Raw genomic sequence first — 17,335 nt, forward strand, 5'->3', positions numbered from 1 at the left:
CCTCCTGTCTGAATCTATCTGAACATGCGAATATCCAATTGGAAAAACTAACTTTCATTGTATCGAATGCCAAAGAAGCTAGTCAACTTGAAAAGCGCACGCCCTACTTGCCAAAAATAACATCCAGAACGCCGGCTGTCTCGCCGCCCGGATAAATGATGTAGAGCAAGGTGTACACCGTAGCTCCGGTAATGGCGGTGACAAACCAGACAATCGACGTCCACGGCCCGATTTTTCTGTGGGCGGCAATGTTGTTTTTGTAGGCGTGTCTGAGCGTCACCAGCCCCATTACTCCCCCTACCGTAGCCAGTACGATATGAAAGATCAGGAACGTCTGGTAGATTGGCTTCAAGCTGTCAGGCCCACCGAAATGCGTGTTTCCGACAAAAGCCGTTCTGGATACATACGTGATAAAGAAGATCGTTGCACAGATGGCAGCCCATTTCATAATCTTCATGTGTTTGTCAATTTGTTTCTTCGCGACCGCATACCAGCCACAAGCGACAAGAATACCGCTGATGACGATAAACGATGTGCTTATCGTAGGCAGCAAGATGGACATTTCTACACCTCATTCGAATAATCTATCTATAATTCTATACCCTGCCTTCATCCGTAGCCGGCGTTTTCATCAGCAGGGCACCTGGCTGTTCATCCATGGGCAGGTCGTCCTGCTTCTCCTGCTTATACCAGTGGTAGAAGACATAGGCGAGTACAGAGCCGTACACAAGCTCCTGCACCAGCTTCATGATGATTCCGCCAAGCCGCTGGTCGCTGAAAGTGCTGAGGCTCGGGAACAGTTGCGGAGCCGAGATGTACGTCGCATACAGCGGATCGGACGCGAAAATAATCAGCGCACAGGCGGGCGTAATCAGCACGCCGTTGACGAAGATGTACGCCAGCTTTTTCAATCCGGCCAGTTGTCTCTTGCTGTCGGACAACGGGCTGACAATCGGCCACCACATCGCAAAGGCAGCCAGGATCAAAATAACGTGATAGACCGTCATCCATTGATGATGAAGCGCCGCCGCGTCAAAAATAAACGGGATGTGGTAAAACGAAAACAGCGTATTGAACAAAAGCGCAGCCACTAACGGATGTGTAAAAGCTCGCAGCATCGCGTTGAGCGGCCGTGGCTGAAAGATTTTTTCCAGAAGCCACTCAGGCATCGCCAAAAGCACGATGGGAGGCAGGGCAAAGTATAAGATCGATTGCTGCAGCATGTGCAAGCTGAACAAGTAATGATGGCCGTAATAGCTGATCGGGCTCCCTTGTGCTGCGTAAAACAGCAACAGGGCAAAAACAAACAGCAGCTTTTGCCTCGTGGTTGCCATCGTGGCATTTTCAAAACGTTTATGCATGGGACCTGTCACCAGGAAATATACCGTAGCGATAAGCAGAGTGAAAAGCATCACATCGGGACTCCACAAATCTGAAAAGGATGCCGTCGCGTTCATCGCTGACAGCTCGTGTTGATGCTGACCCATTCAAATCCTCCCTTCCTAATAGTAAAGCCTGGGGCTTCGCCACGTCAGTCGTTGCGGGGCCAGCGCTCCCAACCGGGCGCAAGTCTTGCTGCCCGCTTCGTTTTACAATCTGGCCGAGCTGCGCGCTATGTCGATTGGAATTTTTTAAATTCTAATCTACCTAACTAAGGGTGCCCTCTATACAATCTCCATTATACCGCTGATTCTCTTCTTCTTTGATAAGAAAAATGAACAAAGTGTTGACAAATGCGCTGACATTAGAAAACTTGGCTGGGCCAAGCCGTTGGCGCAGCCTTGGTTGTCCTAACTTATCTGTAAAAAAAAGAGACCAGATTCCTCTGGTCCCGTAAAAAAACTCGCTTGGCTTACACTCCGAAGGAAACGAATTTCGTCTCCAAATACTCATCCATGCCGTAGCGTCCGCCTTCGCGTCCGATACCGCTTTCCTTGAATCCGCCGAACGGAGCTTGCGTCTGGGTCGGCGAGCCGTCATTGATGCCGACAATGCCGTACTCCAACTGCTCGGCCATGCGGAAGCAGCGCTGGTTGTCGCGCGTGTACACGTAGGCAGCAAGGCCGTAGCGCGTGTCGTTTGCTTGTCGCACCACGTCTGCTTCGTCTGTGAAGCGAACGAGCGGAACGACAGGGCCAAACGTTTCTTCGCTGACGATCTTCATCGCTTCTGTCACACCCGTGATGACCGTCGGCTCGCAATAGAAGCCGTTCGCGTATTCGCCTTCGGTCAGTCGGCTGCCGCCGTACACGACCTGACCGCCTTTTTCCTTGGCGTCCTCAATGTGCTCCAGCACTTTGTTCAGCGCGCGCTCGTTCACCAGCGGACCGATTTCTGTCTCCTTCAGGCGTCCGTCCCCTACTTTTGCCCGTTTCAGGCGCTCGACCAGCTTTTCGGTAAACGCGTCTGCCACATCTTCGTGGACGTACAGGCGGTTTGTACAAATGCACATTTGCCCGGAGTTGCGGAACTTGCTCTCAAACAGCCCTTTGACCGCCGCGTCCAGATCCGCGTCCGGGAATACGATGAACGGCGCATGTCCGCCCAGCTCCATGCTGACGCGCTTCACCTGCTTTGCTGCGCCCTCCATCAGCAGCTTGCCGACGCGAGTAGAGCCTGTAAAGCCGATTTTGCTCAGTTTCGGATTTTCGATAAACTCCTGGCCGATCGATTCCGGCTTGCCGATGACGAGGTTGACGACGCCTTTCGGGAAGCCAGCCTGCTCGATCAGCTCAAACAGGCGAATCGCAGACAGAGGAGTAGACTCCGCAGGCTTCAACACCACTGTGCAGCCTGCCGCCAGAGCAGGAGCGATTTTGCGAGCGACCATGTTCACCGGGAAGTTCCATGGGGTGATCGCCCCGACCACGCCTACAGGCTGGCGGAGCACCATGATCCGCTTGTTCGGCACGGACGAAGGAATCGTCTCGCCGTAGACGCGCTTCGCTTCTTCCGCGTACCAGACGAAGTTGTCGGCCGCGCCCAGCACTTCGCCTTTTGCCTCGCCGAGCGGCTTGCCCATTTCGGCTGAGATGATGCCAGCCAGCTCATCGCGGCTTTTTTTGACCAGTTCGGACAAGGTGTACAAATATTTGGAGCGCTCGCGAGCAGTCAGGCGAGACCAGCTTCCAAACGCCTCATGTGCGGCATCAATCGCTTTTTTGGCATCGCGATCATCCCCAAAAGCGGCGCTTCCCACGACTTCGCCAGTAGCCGGATTGACGATCTGAATCGATTCGCCGCCCTCGGCGGAAACCCATTCCCCATTGATATACATTTGCTTGTACTCTCCCATGACTATCGCTCCTCTCAATCTCTCTTCAATAGATTGGCTTTAGGGCCTCAAACGGATTTTTGCAATGCCGGCAGTACAAAATGCTGCGGCATGCGGCAGGGCCAAACAGGTTGTCAATCTGTGTATATGGGGAGTCGCAGTAAGGACAGGTTACCTCCCAGACATCTCCCGGTTTGAAATCGATTGGCGGCGGTGCGATGCCAAAGCTTTTCAGCTTGCCTCTCGCCTCTGGCGCGATGCGATCGGACGTCCAGGCAGGGTCGTAGACAAACTGAACTTCTACTTTGCTGATGCCTTCCGCCTCCACCAGTTTTTCTGCGATGTTCTTTTTCATGATCTCAAGCGCGGGACAGCCGACAAAGGTAGGGAGCACGTCGACATGCGCGACATCGTCCTCTACCCGCACCTGGTGGATCATCCCCATCTCTACCATGCTTATGACCGGAATCTCCGGATCAGTCACTTGCTGCAGCAGTTCCCAGCATGTCGCTTCCAGCCCATCGTGTACGTGCATTCCTTCCTGCGCCATGCAGATCACCCCTTTTTACCAGTTCGCGGCCGGATCGATGCGATACACTTCCGACAAGGTAGCCAAAGCTTGCGCCAGCTCAGCCGTATGCTGTCCATGACGGCCGCGCTCCGCCGGCACTCCCGGCTCTCCCGGCCAGACAAGTCCCGCTTTTTCGAAAATATCTTGCGTAAGCGTCAGCCACTTCTGCTTCAGCTCGCTCTCAGCGGCAATCAGGCCACAGCGGACGATGCTGTCCGCGTTCGGACCGAGCTGGCTAAGCTCTCCAGCATCCTGCCATACTTTTGCAATCGCCGCTTCCAGCCGTTGCCGCGCTTCCGGCGTGCTGTTCGCAAGCTGCTTCAGCCACACTTGCCAGTGCATCAGATGGTAGCGATGCTCGGTCAGCATTTTGCGGCTGACCAGCGTGAGCGGCACATAGGACGATTGCAGCAACGCCTCGAGGCGCACTTGCTTGTGCAAGCCGTACACGTAGCTGCGGACAATCGCATACGCCCAGTCGTAGTGTGGATCGCTGTTGTAGTCGCCTTCCCCGTTTTTGCGTTCGACCAGAATCGCGTTGCGGAACGCATCCGCTTCGCGAAGCTGCGCGAGATCGTCTGCCTTGCCCACGCCAAGCTGCTCCAGCATTTCATAAAACATCACGGCATGGCCCATCATGTCCTGCGACATGGAAGAAAACGCGACGTCCTCTTCGATATGCGGGGCAAGCCCGAGCCATTCCGAGCCCCGGTACGCGAGAATAAAATCGTCGTCAGCCAGTTGGAACAACAGATCAGTCAAGGCTTGCGCGTATTCGGGATTCTGCTTTGCCGCTTCTACTGTCTCTACTCGTGAAAAGTCGCCCATGATTGTTTCCCTCCTGCTTAGCTGCCGCTTTCCGCATGCTTCTGTTTTTCTTCGTACTTCTCCCGGTGATGGCGCCATCTCGCCTGCAAGTCCCCGTAGCCTCTCGTCTCCCGGTAGCTCTTGTTGTCGATCCGCTCCAAAAACGGGCGCTCCTCCGGCGACAAGCCGTAAATATCGTCGCGCTTGACGACCCAGAGATTAAAACATGTCTCGCGGCGCAAGAAGTTCTCGCGCGCCATCGCCAAAGCCACTTCCTTGTTCGGAGCCAGAAGGCTGAACTGATGGACAAACGAAGAGTTTACGCTTTTTTGGCTGAATACCTCGTATATGAAAAAGTTGTTTTTGGCTTCTGTTTCGTTGTTCATATTCATTCACCTACCCTACGTGGCGGCCGTACGACATAATCGCATCGCGCACCCATTTTGTTTCTTCATACGATGTTTCCCGAAGGTTCAGACGATGAGCAGAGCGAGGGCCGTTGCCTTTGACGATCTGCTTGAACGCTTCCCAGTCAGGCTGCTGATACACCCACTCATCTTTTTCTTCGTCGAAGTGAATCGTATCGTCCGGAACCGTGAAGCCCAGGTGGAAAATGCGCGGCAAATACTTTTTCAAAAAGACCTGACGCAGCTCTTCGTTGGTCTGCGTGCGAATCTTGTAGCGCATGTTGGTCGATTGGTTGCTCGTGATCGTGCCGTTCTCAGGCGGTCCGAAGAACATCAACAGCGACGGCCACCAGCGGGTAATCGCCTCTTGCAGCATCTGGCGCTGTTCCTCCGTGCCTTCTGCCAGCTCCAGCACGATGCTCTCGCCATGCTGCGCATGGAATTTTTCCTCCGCACAGATGCGGTGCAAAGCCCGCGCATACGGCGCATACGATGTATCGAGCGACATGGACTGAGTGATGATCGCGGCTCCGTCAACCAGCCAGCCGATCACCCCGGCATCTGCCCAGGTCGGCGCTTCCATGTGGAACACATTGTGAAATTTCAGTCTTTTCGCGAACAAATCTTGCATCAAGTCTTCGCGCGTCTTGCCGAGCGGCGCCAGCAAATCTTCCGCTACTCGCAGCAAAAGCTGTCCGTGTCCCATCTCATCCTGTACCTTCGCCATGATCGCCAGCTTGCGGCGCAGTGTCGGTGCCTTGGGAACCCATTCCTTTTCCGGCAAAGCGCCCATGATCTCGCTAATGCCGTGCATCGAAATCAGCTTAATCAACTGGTTCCGATAATCGTCTGGCATCCAGTCATCCGCTTCGATCTTTTCTCCACGATCGATTCTCGCTAAAAACGCTTCCATTTTTTCGTTTTCCGTCAAATCAGAACGTTCCATCTGTGTTTGCATGGAGAAAACCTCCTTTTACCCGTTGTCCATTATGATAATTTTATAATACGTTTTTATAACGTTATAATAACATAACGTCATACGTTTTTGCAATACGCTTCCGTCGTGAACCAGCTCATTCCAGCCGTCCGGACAGGGCAGCCGCCTTCTTCAACTGCTCTGCCATATGCCGCAGCTCCTGCATGACCGCATCCAGCTCCTGTATGCGCGTAGACTGCTGCAGGCTGTGGTTCAGCGTCTTTTCCATCTCCCCGGACACTGTGGCGACGAGTTCGTTCATCTCAGCCAAAATGCGAAAAATATCCTTCGCCGACGTCGAAGTCGTTTGCGAGAGCTGGCGAATCTCCTCTGCGACGACGGAAAAGCCCCGCCCGGCCGCTCCGGCACGCGCTGCTTCCAGCACAGCATTCAAGCCAAGCACGTTCGAACGGGTGGAAATGTTGCGAATCAGCTCGTTGATTTGCGTCGTCTCCGCGATCTTCACTTCCATCTGGCTCGCTGCGTCGCTCAGCGTGTGGCTGGCCTGCGCCAGATTTTCCGCGTCTTTCGCCAGGCTCTCGGTATGCAGGGCGATGTTTTCCAGCGCGCTCGTCAAATTTTCCGCCAGGTTGCGCAAACGGTCTTCCTGGTCAGTCGTTACGCCAGTTGCCAGGCAGCCCACCACTTGTCCCTTTTCGACGATGGGATAGCCGACTGCTATGTACGGAATGCCGTAAATTTCCTTGGGGATCTTCTTCACGACCCGCTTGTTTTCTGCAATCGCCGTCGCATTGATGCTGCCCGGACGCAGCGGGTCCCCTGTTTTGATCCCGAGATTCAGCCCTTGGGCCGGATAGTAGGCGAGAAATTTTTCCCGGTCGGTGACCCCGACCATGCAATCGAACAAAAACGCTTTTTGCAAAATGGGCGCGACCGTAAGCAAGCTGTTTAAAAGCTGCGACATGTTTCTTCCCTCCTGGCGCGGGGACGAAAACGGCTATTCTCCCCGCCATCGTCAAGCCTGCGGAAAGAACAGCCATCGTCTCCTACTGCCTCATCGATTTTGCTACTTTACAATCTGGAATTTGCCATCCTTCACTTCGACCATAATCATGCTATCTTCCGTCAGGCCGTTGTGATCTTCTGCCGAGAACGTAAATTCCCCGGTAACGCCTACGTACTTCACTTTTTCCAGGACTTCACCCAGCTTGGAAGCATCGCCGCCTGCCTGCTTCAAGCCTTCCACGAGCAGGTTCAAGCCGTCATAGCCGTATCCGGCAAAGCCGTCCGGCTGCGTGTTGTACGCCGCCTGGTAGCCTTCTGTGAATTTTTTGATGATAGCCGCTTGCGGGTCGTTCGCATCGACCTGATCGGGCACGAGCAGCTTGCCCGCTACCATCAGGACGCCTTCGCCCGCGTCGCCAACCAGCTCAAGAAACTTGCTGTTCGCCGACCCGTGGCTGCTGATGATCGGAATGCCGAGGTTCAACTGCTTCGCTTCCTTCACAATCGTCGCCGGGCCAGGGTTGGTACCTGCCACGATCAGCGCCTGTGCATCCGTGCCTTTGATTTTGGTCAACTGGGAGCTCATGGACGGGTCCTTCGTCCCGTACTTCTCTTCTGCCACAATCGTAATGCCGTACTCCGGCGCGTATTTTTGCAGTTGGGTCGTCCAGCCGCTACCGTACGGATTGCTGTCGTTGAGCGTTGCGATTTTCGTAATGCCTTTTTCTTTCAAATATTTAAAAATGCGCTTCGTGCCGTGCACATCGGTATGCGGTGTTTTGAAAATGCCTGCGCGCACAGGGTTGGTAATCTGGTCCGCGGCTGCCATCGAGATCAGCGGCAGCTTCTCGGCTGCGGCAAACTCCGCCATCCCCAGGGAAGGGCCGCTGCCGGACGAGCCGAGCACAGCGACTACTTTTTCTTTGGAAACGAGCTTCTTGATCGCTTTGACCGCTTCGGTGTTATCCGACTTGTCGTCTTCGAACACAACCTCTACCGGACGGCCATCCACACCGCCTGCTCCGTTGATTTCCTTGACCAACAGCTCAACTGCCTGCTTTTCCGGTACGCCGAGCGGGCTGTTCGGACCAGTCAGGGAGAAAATCGCCCCTACCTTGATCGGTTCTTTGCTCTCTGTCGCTGCAGTCTGCCCGCCGCCGGATTGTTGTGCTTGCTGCCCGCCGCCGCCACAGGCGCTGAGCATGACGAGAGAAGCAATCGCAACCGGGTACAGCCACTTGCCAAACGTTCGTTTTTTCATCGTAAAACCCCCTTCGATTATCTATCTTCTATAATGTCAAACTGCCTGATGGGAGTGACCCAAATAAGCAGATTGCACTCGCGGATCGTTACTGATCTCTTCAGCGCTACCTTCGAGCATGACCTCTCCCGTACTCAGGACGTAGGCTCTGTCGGAGATGGCCAGCGCGGCGCGAGCGTTTTGCTCGACCAGCAACACCGTCGTGCCCCACTGGGAGCGAATCTCCTGCACGATCGTCAAAATTTCCTTGGCAATCAGCGGAGCGAGGCCAAGCGACGGCTCGTCCAGCAGCAAAAGCTGCGGTCTGGATAAAAGCGCCCGGCCAATCGCAAGCATTTGCTGCTGCCCCCCTGAAAGCGTTCCCCCTAGTTGCCACTTCCGCTCCGCCAGGATCGGAAAGCGCTCGTAAACTGTCTGCATTTCTTTGGCGATTTCTTTTTTGCTCGTCTTCGGCATGCGATGAGAAGCGCCGAGCCACAAGTTGTCCTCTACGGTCAGCGTGGAAAAAATTTGCCTGCGCTCCGGCACGTGCGCCATCCCGCGCGGCACCACAAGCTCGGCCGGAATCCCCGTAATGTCTGTATCGCGGAACCAGATTTTCCCTTCCTTCGCGCTGTGCAGCCCGCAGATGCAGTTCAACAACGTCGTTTTGCCTGCGCCGTTTGCGCCGAGCAGCGAGACGATCTCCCCTTCGTTGACTTGCATCGTAATGCCGTGCAACACTTCTACGGGACCGTAGCGAGCCGTGATGTTGTCCACTTTCAAAATCGCTTTCTCCATCTGTTTTCCCCCTACTCTTCTTCCGTTCCCAAATAGGCCGCGATGACGCGCGGGTTCTCCTGGATTTCGCGCGGGGTTCCTTCCGCAATTTTCGTGCCCTGATCGAGAACGACGATGCGGTCTGCGATCGTCATAATCATGTCCATGTCATGCTCTACCAGCAAAATCGCCGTGCCGCTGTCGCGAATCTCGCAAAACATCCGGCTCATCTCCGCCGTCTCGGTATGGTTCAAGCCTGCCGCCGGCTCGTCGAGCAAGAGCAGCTTCGGTCCGGCGACCATCGCCCGGGCAATCTCCATCAGCCTCAGCTTTCCGTACGGCAGGCTTCCCGCAAGCTGCGGGGATTCCGGCGCCAGTCCGACACGCCCGAGCCAGGCGTGCGCCTTTTGTTCCATCATTTTCTCTTCTCTTTTCGCGCTGCCGAGGTTCATGCCGCAGGCAAACAGGCTGGAGCGCGTCTTCGTATGCATCCCGACCATGACGTTTTCGAGTACGGTCATATCGTCAAACGTCTGGAGGTTTTGAAACGTGCGGGTGATCCCCAATCCGGCGTATTCGTAGCCGGGGACTCGCGTCATCGGCTTGCCTTGGAAGCGAATCTCGCCTTCGGAGGGAGGAATGACGCCCGACACCATGTTCAGCACGGTGCTTTTCCCCGCGCCGTTCGGGCCGATCAGCGCCAAAATCTCGCCTTCCCGCACTTGAAAGTTCACCTGGTTGACAGCTCGTACCCCGCCGAAATCGCGGGACAGCTCCTGCACTTCCAACAGAGTTGTCATGTTGCCGCCTTCCTTTCTACCCGCTCGCCAGACTGCGTCTTCGCGGCCAGTTCTTTTGCCTTTTTCGCTTGCGCTTTTTCATAGGCGGAACGAATCCGCGGCACAAGTCCCTCTGGCATGAACATGACGATCAAGACGAGGATGCCGCCGAAGACGATCGTATCGACGTCGCCCTGCAAGCCTGGAATGACTTCGCTGAGCAGAATCAATCCTTCGCTGATAAAGCCGATCAGTACGGTGCCGATCAGCGCCCCCCATATACTCGTCATCCCCCCGATGACGACCATGGTGAGAAATTTGATCGATTCGTGCAGTCCGAACGGCTGCGGATCGAGAATCCCCATGTAGTGGGCGTACAAGCCGCCGGAAATTCCGGCGAACATCCCGCTGACCACGAAGGCGTTCAGCTTGAACTTGCGCACGTCAACGCCCATCGAGGTTGCGGCAATCTCGCTTTTGTGAATCGCGCGAAAAGCTCTGCCGACCCGCGAATGCATAAGGTTGAGCGAGAATAACAGCACACAGGTAACGATCGCCCAGATCAGGTAGTACATGGACAGCTCGCTGCCGCCGAACAGCGGCACCTGCGGAATGCTAATCATCCCGCTCGCCCCGCCAGTGACCGGCTCCCACTCGGTAATGCCGATCTGGACGATGTAGCCAAAGGCCAAGGTCGCCATGGCGAGGTAGTAGCCTTGCAGCCCGGCGATCGCCCTGCCGAGAATAAAGGCGAACAGGCCGGGAATGATTGCGGAGGCGACGAGGCCGACGAGCGGCGACAGGCCGTACTTCGTGGTCAAAACGGCGGACGTGTATGCACCGATTCCCCAGAAGGCTGCTTGTCCGAGCGAAATCTGTCCGGCAAGCCCCATCACCAGACAAAGCCCGATCGTCACGATAGCATGCAGCCCGATAATAATCCCGACGGAGCGGTAATACTCATCCGGCATCACGAACGGGAACACCACCATCAAGGCGAGATAAATGCCGAAGCCTTTTCCCCATTTCGTCAACAACCGCTTCATCTACAGCCCTCCTTTTCCTACGCTGCGTTCTCCAAAGAGGCCGGATGGCTTCACCAGCAGCATGCCGATCAGAACGAGAAACGCGATCGCGTCCTTCATCCCGGAGCTGACGTAGCCTGCTCCGAGCGACTCGACGATGCCGAGCAAAAAGGCGGCAACCGCTGCACCGAGCGGATTGCCCAGACCGCCCAGAATGGCTGCGGAGAATCCTTTGATTCCGAGCAGCACCCCGATGTCGTAGGAGGTCACGCTAAGCGGGGCAATCACGATTCCGGCAATCGCTCCGGTGGCTCCGCTGATTGCGAAGGCGAGCATGCTCATCTTCGTGGGTGAAATCCCCATCAGGCGGGCAGCCATCGGATTGACCGAACAGGCGTTGATCTTTTTCCCCAAAATCGTCTTATCCATCAAGTACCAGAGAAGAAACAGAATAATAAGGACAGCGGCCAAAATCCACACGCTTTGCGTAGCAATCGTCACGCCCCCGAACGAGATCGGCTCGTTGCTCGTAATCGGCTCCAGCGCAAATGCATCCTTGCCCCATATAAAGCTGGCGATGCCTCGAATCAAAGTGGAAATGCCTATTGTCAAAATTATCAAACTAATAGGACTGGCCTTTTTCACATAAGCGATGACATACTTCTGCATGATGATGCCGATTGCCGTCACTGCTATGATGGCGAGCAGCGCTGCTAATCCGTACGGCAGATTCATCCCGATCAAGGCAACCGTCACCATTCCGCCCAGCATCAAAAATTCTCCCTGTGCGAGATTAATGACTTTGCTCACGTTGTAAATCGTGATGAACCCTACCGCGACGATCGCATAAATACCGCCGCTGACGAGGCCGTTTGCGACATACTGCAACAGTTCCGTCATATTCGTGCTGTACCCCCTTTTGTATCGCGTCCGAACAAAACTACCATCTAAAACGCTTACATTTTATTTATTGGAAATATTATTGCAGAAGAAATGCCCTAGCATATTGACTAGGGCGCTTTCTTCGTAGCAACCGCCTAATGTACGGGTGCAGCTTCATACACCGTCTCGAAGAATCGAACTGCCCCTGGATTCAAAAGTTGATAATAGTTTTGGAACAATTGATCCGCTTCTTTGCCCAGCCACAGATCCGGCAGCAGTTCCTGCGGCAAGTCCGGGTCGATAAACAAAAATTTGCGATATTCATGGACGAGCTTGGTCTTTTCCACGAAGCAATGGCTGTCGGCTACTTCCTCGCCGCTGCTGATCTTCGCGGATAGCTGCTCGAACTGCTCGCGATACGTATCAATAAATTCTTTGTACTTCGCGTTGATCTCGTCGATGTTCCAGCACTTCTGCACCAACTGCTTGGGATCGCTCCAGCCCAGGTGCCCTGCGCTGAAAATTTCGACGTGCTCCGTGATCTCGTGCGACTCGGTCAGTTCTTTTACCCGGTCGGCGAGGTCGTTCGGGCTGATCCACGTGCTCGTCGTCAGCATCCCGAAGCCCATCCAGCCCAGTTCCTTGCGCAGTTGGTCGCGCAGAGCGCGGCGCTCCTCCGGTATGTTGTAGCTGGCAATGCACCACTTGCCATCCCACACGTCTGTCTCGACTTTATAAATGCGGGCCGCCGCTTCCTCCAGCCGTTTTTTCCCACGCTCGGATACCGAATAATAGCTCTTGTTGCCTACTTTTCTCGACTCCAGCCAGCCCTGGCGGAGCATCCGGGAGATCGCTGCGCGAACAGCAGGCTCGGACAGGCCGAACTCTCCCATGAGCCGCGTCAGGCTGCCGATCCAGATTTCGCTCCCGTAATGACGGACGTATTCCCCGTAAATCGTAAAAAGCATGGATTGTGGCTTCACGTTTCTTCAACCCCCAGATCGATTCATACCTATTCGCTGTGAAATTGTACCATATTCTCTAGTGAGTGCGTGAATCGATTGAGAGTATGACGACAAAATGATATTACGTTATTTTAACGCAATTATATTAAAACATTTTAAAAGAGTCAATTTATTCTGGATGATTTATTTTTCAGCGCTGATTTCGGCTTGCAATGCCTCAAAACGCTGCCTGATTTCGTGCTTGTTGAAGATCGCCTGGGTAAACGTTCCGACCCCGACGCGATTGCGGGCGGTGTCCGCTGTCACCTCGCACACCACCCGTTTTTTCGTCACTTCCTGGCAAACCGCCTTGAACGTCACTGTCTGGCCGACTACTGCGGGGCCGACATGGCGGATGTCCACAGCGAAGCCGGAGCCTTCCTCATCCTCTTCCAAAAACGGCAAAATCACCTGGCGTCCTGCCCATTCCATGTAGTAGATCATGCTGACGGTCGACATGACCGGATGCACGACCTCGCCTTCAAACTTAGGCAGCATGTCTTCGGTGACGGTCACCGTAAACTCGGCCGTCGTCCCCGGTTGCAGCCCTTCCTTCACACGCCTTCGCCTCCAGTCTCCCGCAAGCGCCTATACGCGCTCAATGATGGTCGCAATCCCCTGGCCCACACCGATGCACATCGCAGCCAGGCCATAGCGGGCTTCACGGCGCTCCATCTCATACAGCAAGGTCGTGAGGATGCGCGCGCCGCTTGCCCCGAGCGGATGGCCCAGCGCAATCGCTCCGCCGTTGACGTTGACCAGCTCCGGGTTGACCCCCAACTCGCGCACGCAGGCTACTGCTTGTGCGGCAAACGCTTCGTTAAATTCGAACAGTTCGATTTGCTCAATCGACAGGCCCGCCTGCTTCAACGCCTTGCGCGTTGCCGGAACCGGCCCAATGCCCATCACGGACGGATCGACCCCTGCCACTGCGGACGCGACGATGCGCGCACGCGGCTTCAGCCCGGCCGCCAAAGCCGCCTCCTGCTCCATGACGAGCAGGGCGCTCGCCCCGTCATTCAAGCCGCTGGAATTGCCCGCTGTGACCGTGCCGTTCGCCTGAAAAGCAGGTTTCAGCTTTTGCAGTTGCTCGATCGTCGTCTCCGGACGCGCGTGCTCGTCGCGGTCAAACAAGGTCACATCGCCTTTGCGTCCTTTCAGCTCGACCGGAACGATCTCCTGCGCCCATTTTCCTTCTGCGAGGGCGCGGGCGTAGTTTTGCTGGCTGCGCAGCGCGAACTCGTCCTGCGCTTCGCGGCTGATGCCGTACTGTTCCGCGACCTTCTCCGCCGTCTCTCCAAGGCTGATCGGCGGGTACAGCTCGTTCATTTTATCGTTGACCAGCCGCCAGCCGAGCGTCGTGTCGACCAGTTGCTGATTTCCGCGCTGAAAAGCAGTCCCCGGCTTCATCATCACCAGCGGAGCGCGCGTCATGCTCTCCAGCCCGCCTGCGATGTACACCTGACCTGCGCCTGCCTTGATCGCATTCGCGCTCTGATTGACAGCTTCCAGGCCGGAGCCGCACAAGCGGTTGACCGTCACGCCCGGCACTTCGACAGGCACTCCGGCCAGCAGCAAAGACATCCGCGCCACGTTGCGGTTGTCTTCGCCTGCCTGGTTGGCGCAGCCCATAATGACGTCATCAATCGTCTTCGGATCAATGTCATTTCGTTCCAGCAGCTTTTGAATGACCAATGCCCCCAGATCATCCGGGCGCACTTCTTTCAAGGCGCCGCCAATCCGTCCGATTGGCGTCCGCACAGCATCGATAATGACCGCTGTTTTCATCTTCCACTCCTCCAATGCAGTAGGACTTCTCTTCTGCTACAGCGCTTCTACCAGCGTCGCCAGCCCTTGGCCGCCGCCGATGCACAGCGAGACGATTCCGTATTTTTTCTGGCGGCGGCGCAGCTCGTACAGGATCGTGCCTGCCAGCCGGGCGCCGCTCATGCCGAGCGGATGGCCCAAGGCGATCGCTCCGCCGTTTACATTTGTCTTCTCCGGATCAAGCCCCAGCTCGCGCATGCAGGCGAGCGACTGGGAGGCAAACGCTTCGTTCAGCTCGAACAGGTCGATGTCCTCTACCGTCATGCTGACTTCGGCAAGCAGCTTGCGGATGGCTGCGACTGGTCCTATGCCCATGATGCGCGGATCGACTCCGGCGCAGGCAAAATGCACGATTCGCCCAAGCGGAGCGACTCCTGTACGCTTCACCATTTCTTCGTTCATGAGCAAAAGAGCCGCCGCGCCATCGTTAATCCCCGAGGAGTTGCCGGCCGTCACGCTGCCGTTTTTGCGAAAGGCAGGGCGCAGCTTCGCAAGCGACTCGACCGTGGAGTCGCGGCGCGGAAACTCATCTGTGTCAAACAGCGTTTCTTCCCCTTTTTTCCCGCGCAACAGGACGGGAATGATCTCGTCCTTGAACAAGCCTGCGTCAATCGCGGCGATCGCGCGGCGCTGGCTCTCGGCGGCAAACAAATCCTGATCCTCGCGGCTGATGCCAAACTGCTCCGCCACGTTTTCTGCGGTATCGCCCATGGTCAAATCGCCGTAAAGCGACACAGGCGCAGAGCGCGGCCCGCCAAACGATTCGATCAGCGTCTGGGCGCCGCGCTGGTACGGCTGCTCGAATTTTTCCATGATGTACGGGGAACGGGTCAAATTTTCTACTCCGCCTGCGAGCATGACCTGGCTGTGTCCTGCCTGGATGGACTGGGCAGCGAGATTGACCGCTTCCAGCCCGGACGCGCACACCCGGTTCACCGTCAGCCCTGGAATCGTCTCGGGCAGCCCTGCTTTGAGCAGACCTACGCGAGCAATATTGATAAACGGCCCCGCCGAAATGACATTGCCCATGATGACGCCATCGACAGCATCCCCGGTTTGTCCCGCTTGCGCCAATGCTCCGTTCAGCACGATGGCTGTCAGGTCATCAATCGGCGTATGCTTCAGACTGCCTCCCAGCTTGCCAATCGGCGTGCGCACGGCAGCCGTTACGTAGACGTCACTTTTTTTCATCGTCATGCCTTCACACCCACTTTGCTCTCATAGGTGTAAAAGCCCTGTCCGCTGCGCACGCCGACGCGTCCTGCCAGCACGAGCTTTCTGAGCAGTGGTGCCGGGCGGTAACGCTCCTCCGCCAGATCGCGCTGCAAGCCTCTGACAATGGCAAAAATCTCGTCCAGCCCGATGCGGTCCGCCCATTCCAGCGGTCCGTACGGATAGTTGGTGCCTTTTTTCATCGCGATGTCGATATCGCTGGCCGTCGCCGCCTTCTCCATCAGCGTGAACGCCGCCTCGTTAATAATCAGGGAGAGAATGCGCGGGAAAACCAGTCCCACCTCGTCCGCGACGATTTCCGTCTCTTTGCCGAGCGACTGGAAAAAGACTTCGGCCGCTTGAAGCGTCGCTGGCGCTGTTTGCAGGGCAGGCGCGATCTCGATCAGCTCCCGCTCCGCGAGCGGCACGAGCGTCCCGAACCCGCACACCCGCTTTGGATGCTGCGCCCAGGAGGCCACCTCTGTCGCCGTGATGGCAAGCGAAGTCGTGATAATCGGCACCTCGGGAGCCAGCAGGCTGTCCAACGCGCGAATCAGCTCTGCCTTTTGCTGCAAATCGAGGTTGCTGACTTCTACCGCAAGCGAAACCGTCCCAGGCTCTGCCGCTGCCTCAGCCATCGAGAGCACCTGATAGCCGTTCGCTGCAAAAAGCTGTTGAAGCTCTGCAAAAAGCGGACTTGTACCCGCGAGCACGACCGCCTTATTTGTCATAGTCATAGAAGCCTTCCCCCGTCTTTCTGCCCAGGCTGCCGGCCTGCACCATCCGCTGCTGAATCCGGCTGGGCTTAAATCGTCCTTCATGGAAGAAGTCGGTATAGACCGATTCGGTCGTGGCAAAATTGATGTCGATGCCGATCATGTCTTGCAGCTCAAACGGTCCCATTTTGAACCCGCCTGCGCGCTTCATGATCCGGTCGACCTGCTCTACCTCTGCGACATGGTCGCCCAAGATGCGCAGCGCCTCGTTGTAGTACGGACGCGCGATGCGATTGACGATGAAGCCGGGCGTATCCGTCACCAGCACGGGCACTTTGCCCAGCTCCGTTGCGAAGCGATACGCTGCCTGCACGTTTTCCTCGCTCGATTTTTTGCCGCGAATGACTTCCACCAGCGGCATGACGGGCGCCGGGTTGAAAAAATGAAACCCGAGAATGCGCTCGGGATGGGGAAGCCCTCCGGCAATTTGCGTGATGGAAATGGAGGAAGTATTGGTGAGCAACAGCGCATCTGCCCGGCAAATCCGGCTCAGCTCGCTGAAAATGCTTTTTTTCAGGTCGAGGCGCTCCGGCACTGCTTCGATGACGATGTCGCACTGCGCCAACTGCTCCATATCCGATACAAGCTTTGCCCGGTCCAGTGTGTCTGCCCGCTCCTGCTCGCTGATTTTGCCTTTTTCCACGTCCTTGCCCAAAATGGATTGCAAATAGGCGAGTGCTTTGTCCAAAACCGCCTGATTGGCGTCCAACAGCACTACCTGATGCCCTTTGCGGATACAGACGAGAGCGATGCCCGCTCCCATCGTTCCCGCACCGATGACGCCCACTGTTTTTGTATTCACTAGACTT

The 17,335-nt window shown here is 56.0% G+C and carries 19 protein-coding genes; all 19 read right to left on the reverse strand.

Going from position 1 to position 17,335, the window contains the following annotated elements:
* Positions 1-103: 103 nt before the first annotated feature.
* The 19 genes from AC27IT_RS11690 to AC27IT_RS11780 all read right to left on the reverse strand — a co-directional run bounded on the left by AC27IT_RS11690 (position 104) and on the right by AC27IT_RS11780 (position 17,328).
* The gene (locus AC27IT_RS11690; protein WP_005830753.1) at positions 104-562 is read right to left on the reverse strand and encodes a DUF420 domain-containing protein; all 459 of its coding nucleotides are present in this window, start codon (positions 560-562) and stop codon (positions 104-106) included.
* Positions 563-596: 34 nt separating this feature from the next.
* Positions 597-1,487 (reverse strand): cytochrome c oxidase assembly protein, encoded by an 891-nt coding sequence (locus tag AC27IT_RS11695; protein ID WP_007782911.1) that lies wholly within the window; start codon positions 1,485-1,487, stop codon positions 597-599.
* Positions 1,488-1,852: 365 nt separating this feature from the next.
* Entirely contained in the window at positions 1,853-3,295 is a 1,443-nt protein-coding gene (locus AC27IT_RS11700) for an NAD-dependent succinate-semialdehyde dehydrogenase (RefSeq protein ID WP_026558008.1), read from the reverse strand.
* 25 nt (positions 3,296-3,320) lie between these two features.
* Positions 3,321-3,824, reverse strand: a complete 504-nt coding sequence (paaD, locus tag AC27IT_RS11705) for a 1,2-phenylacetyl-CoA epoxidase subunit PaaD (protein WP_005830748.1) — start codon at positions 3,822-3,824, stop codon at positions 3,321-3,323.
* A 15-nt stretch (positions 3,825-3,839) separates the two neighbouring features.
* Positions 3,840-4,673 carry a 1,2-phenylacetyl-CoA epoxidase subunit PaaC gene (paaC, locus tag AC27IT_RS11710; RefSeq protein WP_005830746.1) on the reverse strand — a complete coding sequence of 278 codons (834 nt, stop codon included), beginning with the start codon at positions 4,671-4,673 and terminating at the stop codon, positions 3,840-3,842.
* Positions 4,674-4,690: 17 nt separating this feature from the next.
* Complete coding sequence (paaB, locus tag AC27IT_RS11715; protein WP_005830744.1) at positions 4,691-5,038, reverse strand: 1,2-phenylacetyl-CoA epoxidase subunit PaaB; 348 nt, start codon at positions 5,036-5,038, stop codon at positions 4,691-4,693.
* Positions 5,039-5,048: 10 nt separating this feature from the next.
* Positions 5,049-6,017, reverse strand: a complete 969-nt coding sequence (paaA, locus tag AC27IT_RS11720) for a 1,2-phenylacetyl-CoA epoxidase subunit PaaA (protein ID WP_005830742.1) — start codon at positions 6,015-6,017, stop codon at positions 5,049-5,051.
* Between the two features lie 115 nt (positions 6,018-6,132).
* Positions 6,133-6,960: a methyl-accepting chemotaxis protein gene (locus AC27IT_RS11725; RefSeq protein ID WP_327920525.1), complete on the reverse strand. Its 828-nt coding sequence runs from the start codon at positions 6,958-6,960 to the stop codon at positions 6,133-6,135.
* 102 nt (positions 6,961-7,062) lie between these two features.
* Positions 7,063-8,262 carry an ABC transporter substrate-binding protein gene (locus tag AC27IT_RS11730; protein WP_005830738.1) on the reverse strand — a complete coding sequence of 400 codons (1,200 nt, stop codon included), beginning with the start codon at positions 8,260-8,262 and terminating at the stop codon, positions 7,063-7,065.
* A 36-nt stretch (positions 8,263-8,298) separates the two neighbouring features.
* A complete protein-coding gene (locus tag AC27IT_RS11735) occupies positions 8,299-9,042 on the reverse strand; it encodes an ABC transporter ATP-binding protein (protein WP_005830736.1) in 744 nt (247 codons plus the stop codon).
* 11 nt (positions 9,043-9,053) lie between these two features.
* On the reverse strand, positions 9,054-9,821 hold the full coding sequence (locus AC27IT_RS11740; RefSeq protein WP_005830734.1) for an ABC transporter ATP-binding protein: 768 nt from the start codon (positions 9,819-9,821) through the stop codon (positions 9,054-9,056).
* The gene (locus AC27IT_RS11745; RefSeq protein ID WP_005830733.1) at positions 9,818-10,846 is read right to left on the reverse strand and encodes a branched-chain amino acid ABC transporter permease; all 1,029 of its coding nucleotides are present in this window, start codon (positions 10,844-10,846) and stop codon (positions 9,818-9,820) included. Before AC27IT_RS11745 ends, AC27IT_RS11740 begins: the two co-directional genes overlap by 4 nt.
* On the reverse strand, positions 10,847-11,725 hold the full coding sequence (locus AC27IT_RS11750; protein WP_005830731.1) for a branched-chain amino acid ABC transporter permease: 879 nt from the start codon (positions 11,723-11,725) through the stop codon (positions 10,847-10,849).
* Between the two features lie 137 nt (positions 11,726-11,862).
* On the reverse strand, positions 11,863-12,690 hold the full coding sequence (paaX, locus tag AC27IT_RS11755; RefSeq protein WP_005830729.1) for a phenylacetic acid degradation operon negative regulatory protein PaaX: 828 nt from the start codon (positions 12,688-12,690) through the stop codon (positions 11,863-11,865).
* A 165-nt stretch (positions 12,691-12,855) separates the two neighbouring features.
* Positions 12,856-13,269 carry a thioesterase family protein gene (locus AC27IT_RS11760; RefSeq protein WP_122953275.1) on the reverse strand — a complete coding sequence of 138 codons (414 nt, stop codon included), beginning with the start codon at positions 13,267-13,269 and terminating at the stop codon, positions 12,856-12,858.
* Between the two features lie 30 nt (positions 13,270-13,299).
* Positions 13,300-14,499 (reverse strand): thiolase family protein, encoded by a 1,200-nt coding sequence (locus tag AC27IT_RS11765; protein WP_025848310.1) that lies wholly within the window; start codon positions 14,497-14,499, stop codon positions 13,300-13,302.
* Between the two features lie 36 nt (positions 14,500-14,535).
* Positions 14,536-15,735, reverse strand: a complete 1,200-nt coding sequence (locus AC27IT_RS11770) for a thiolase family protein (RefSeq protein WP_238503006.1) — start codon at positions 15,733-15,735, stop codon at positions 14,536-14,538.
* Positions 15,732-16,487, reverse strand: a complete 756-nt coding sequence (locus AC27IT_RS11775) for a 3-hydroxyacyl-CoA dehydrogenase family protein (protein WP_221842476.1) — start codon at positions 16,485-16,487, stop codon at positions 15,732-15,734. Before AC27IT_RS11775 ends, AC27IT_RS11770 begins: the two co-directional genes overlap by 4 nt.
* On the reverse strand, positions 16,471-17,328 hold the full coding sequence (locus tag AC27IT_RS11780; protein WP_026558010.1) for a 3-hydroxyacyl-CoA dehydrogenase family protein: 858 nt from the start codon (positions 17,326-17,328) through the stop codon (positions 16,471-16,473). Before AC27IT_RS11780 ends, AC27IT_RS11775 begins: the two co-directional genes overlap by 17 nt.
* Positions 17,329-17,335: the final 7 nt, after the last annotated feature.

Source organism: Brevibacillus sp. YAE8, from assembly GCF_057543335.1.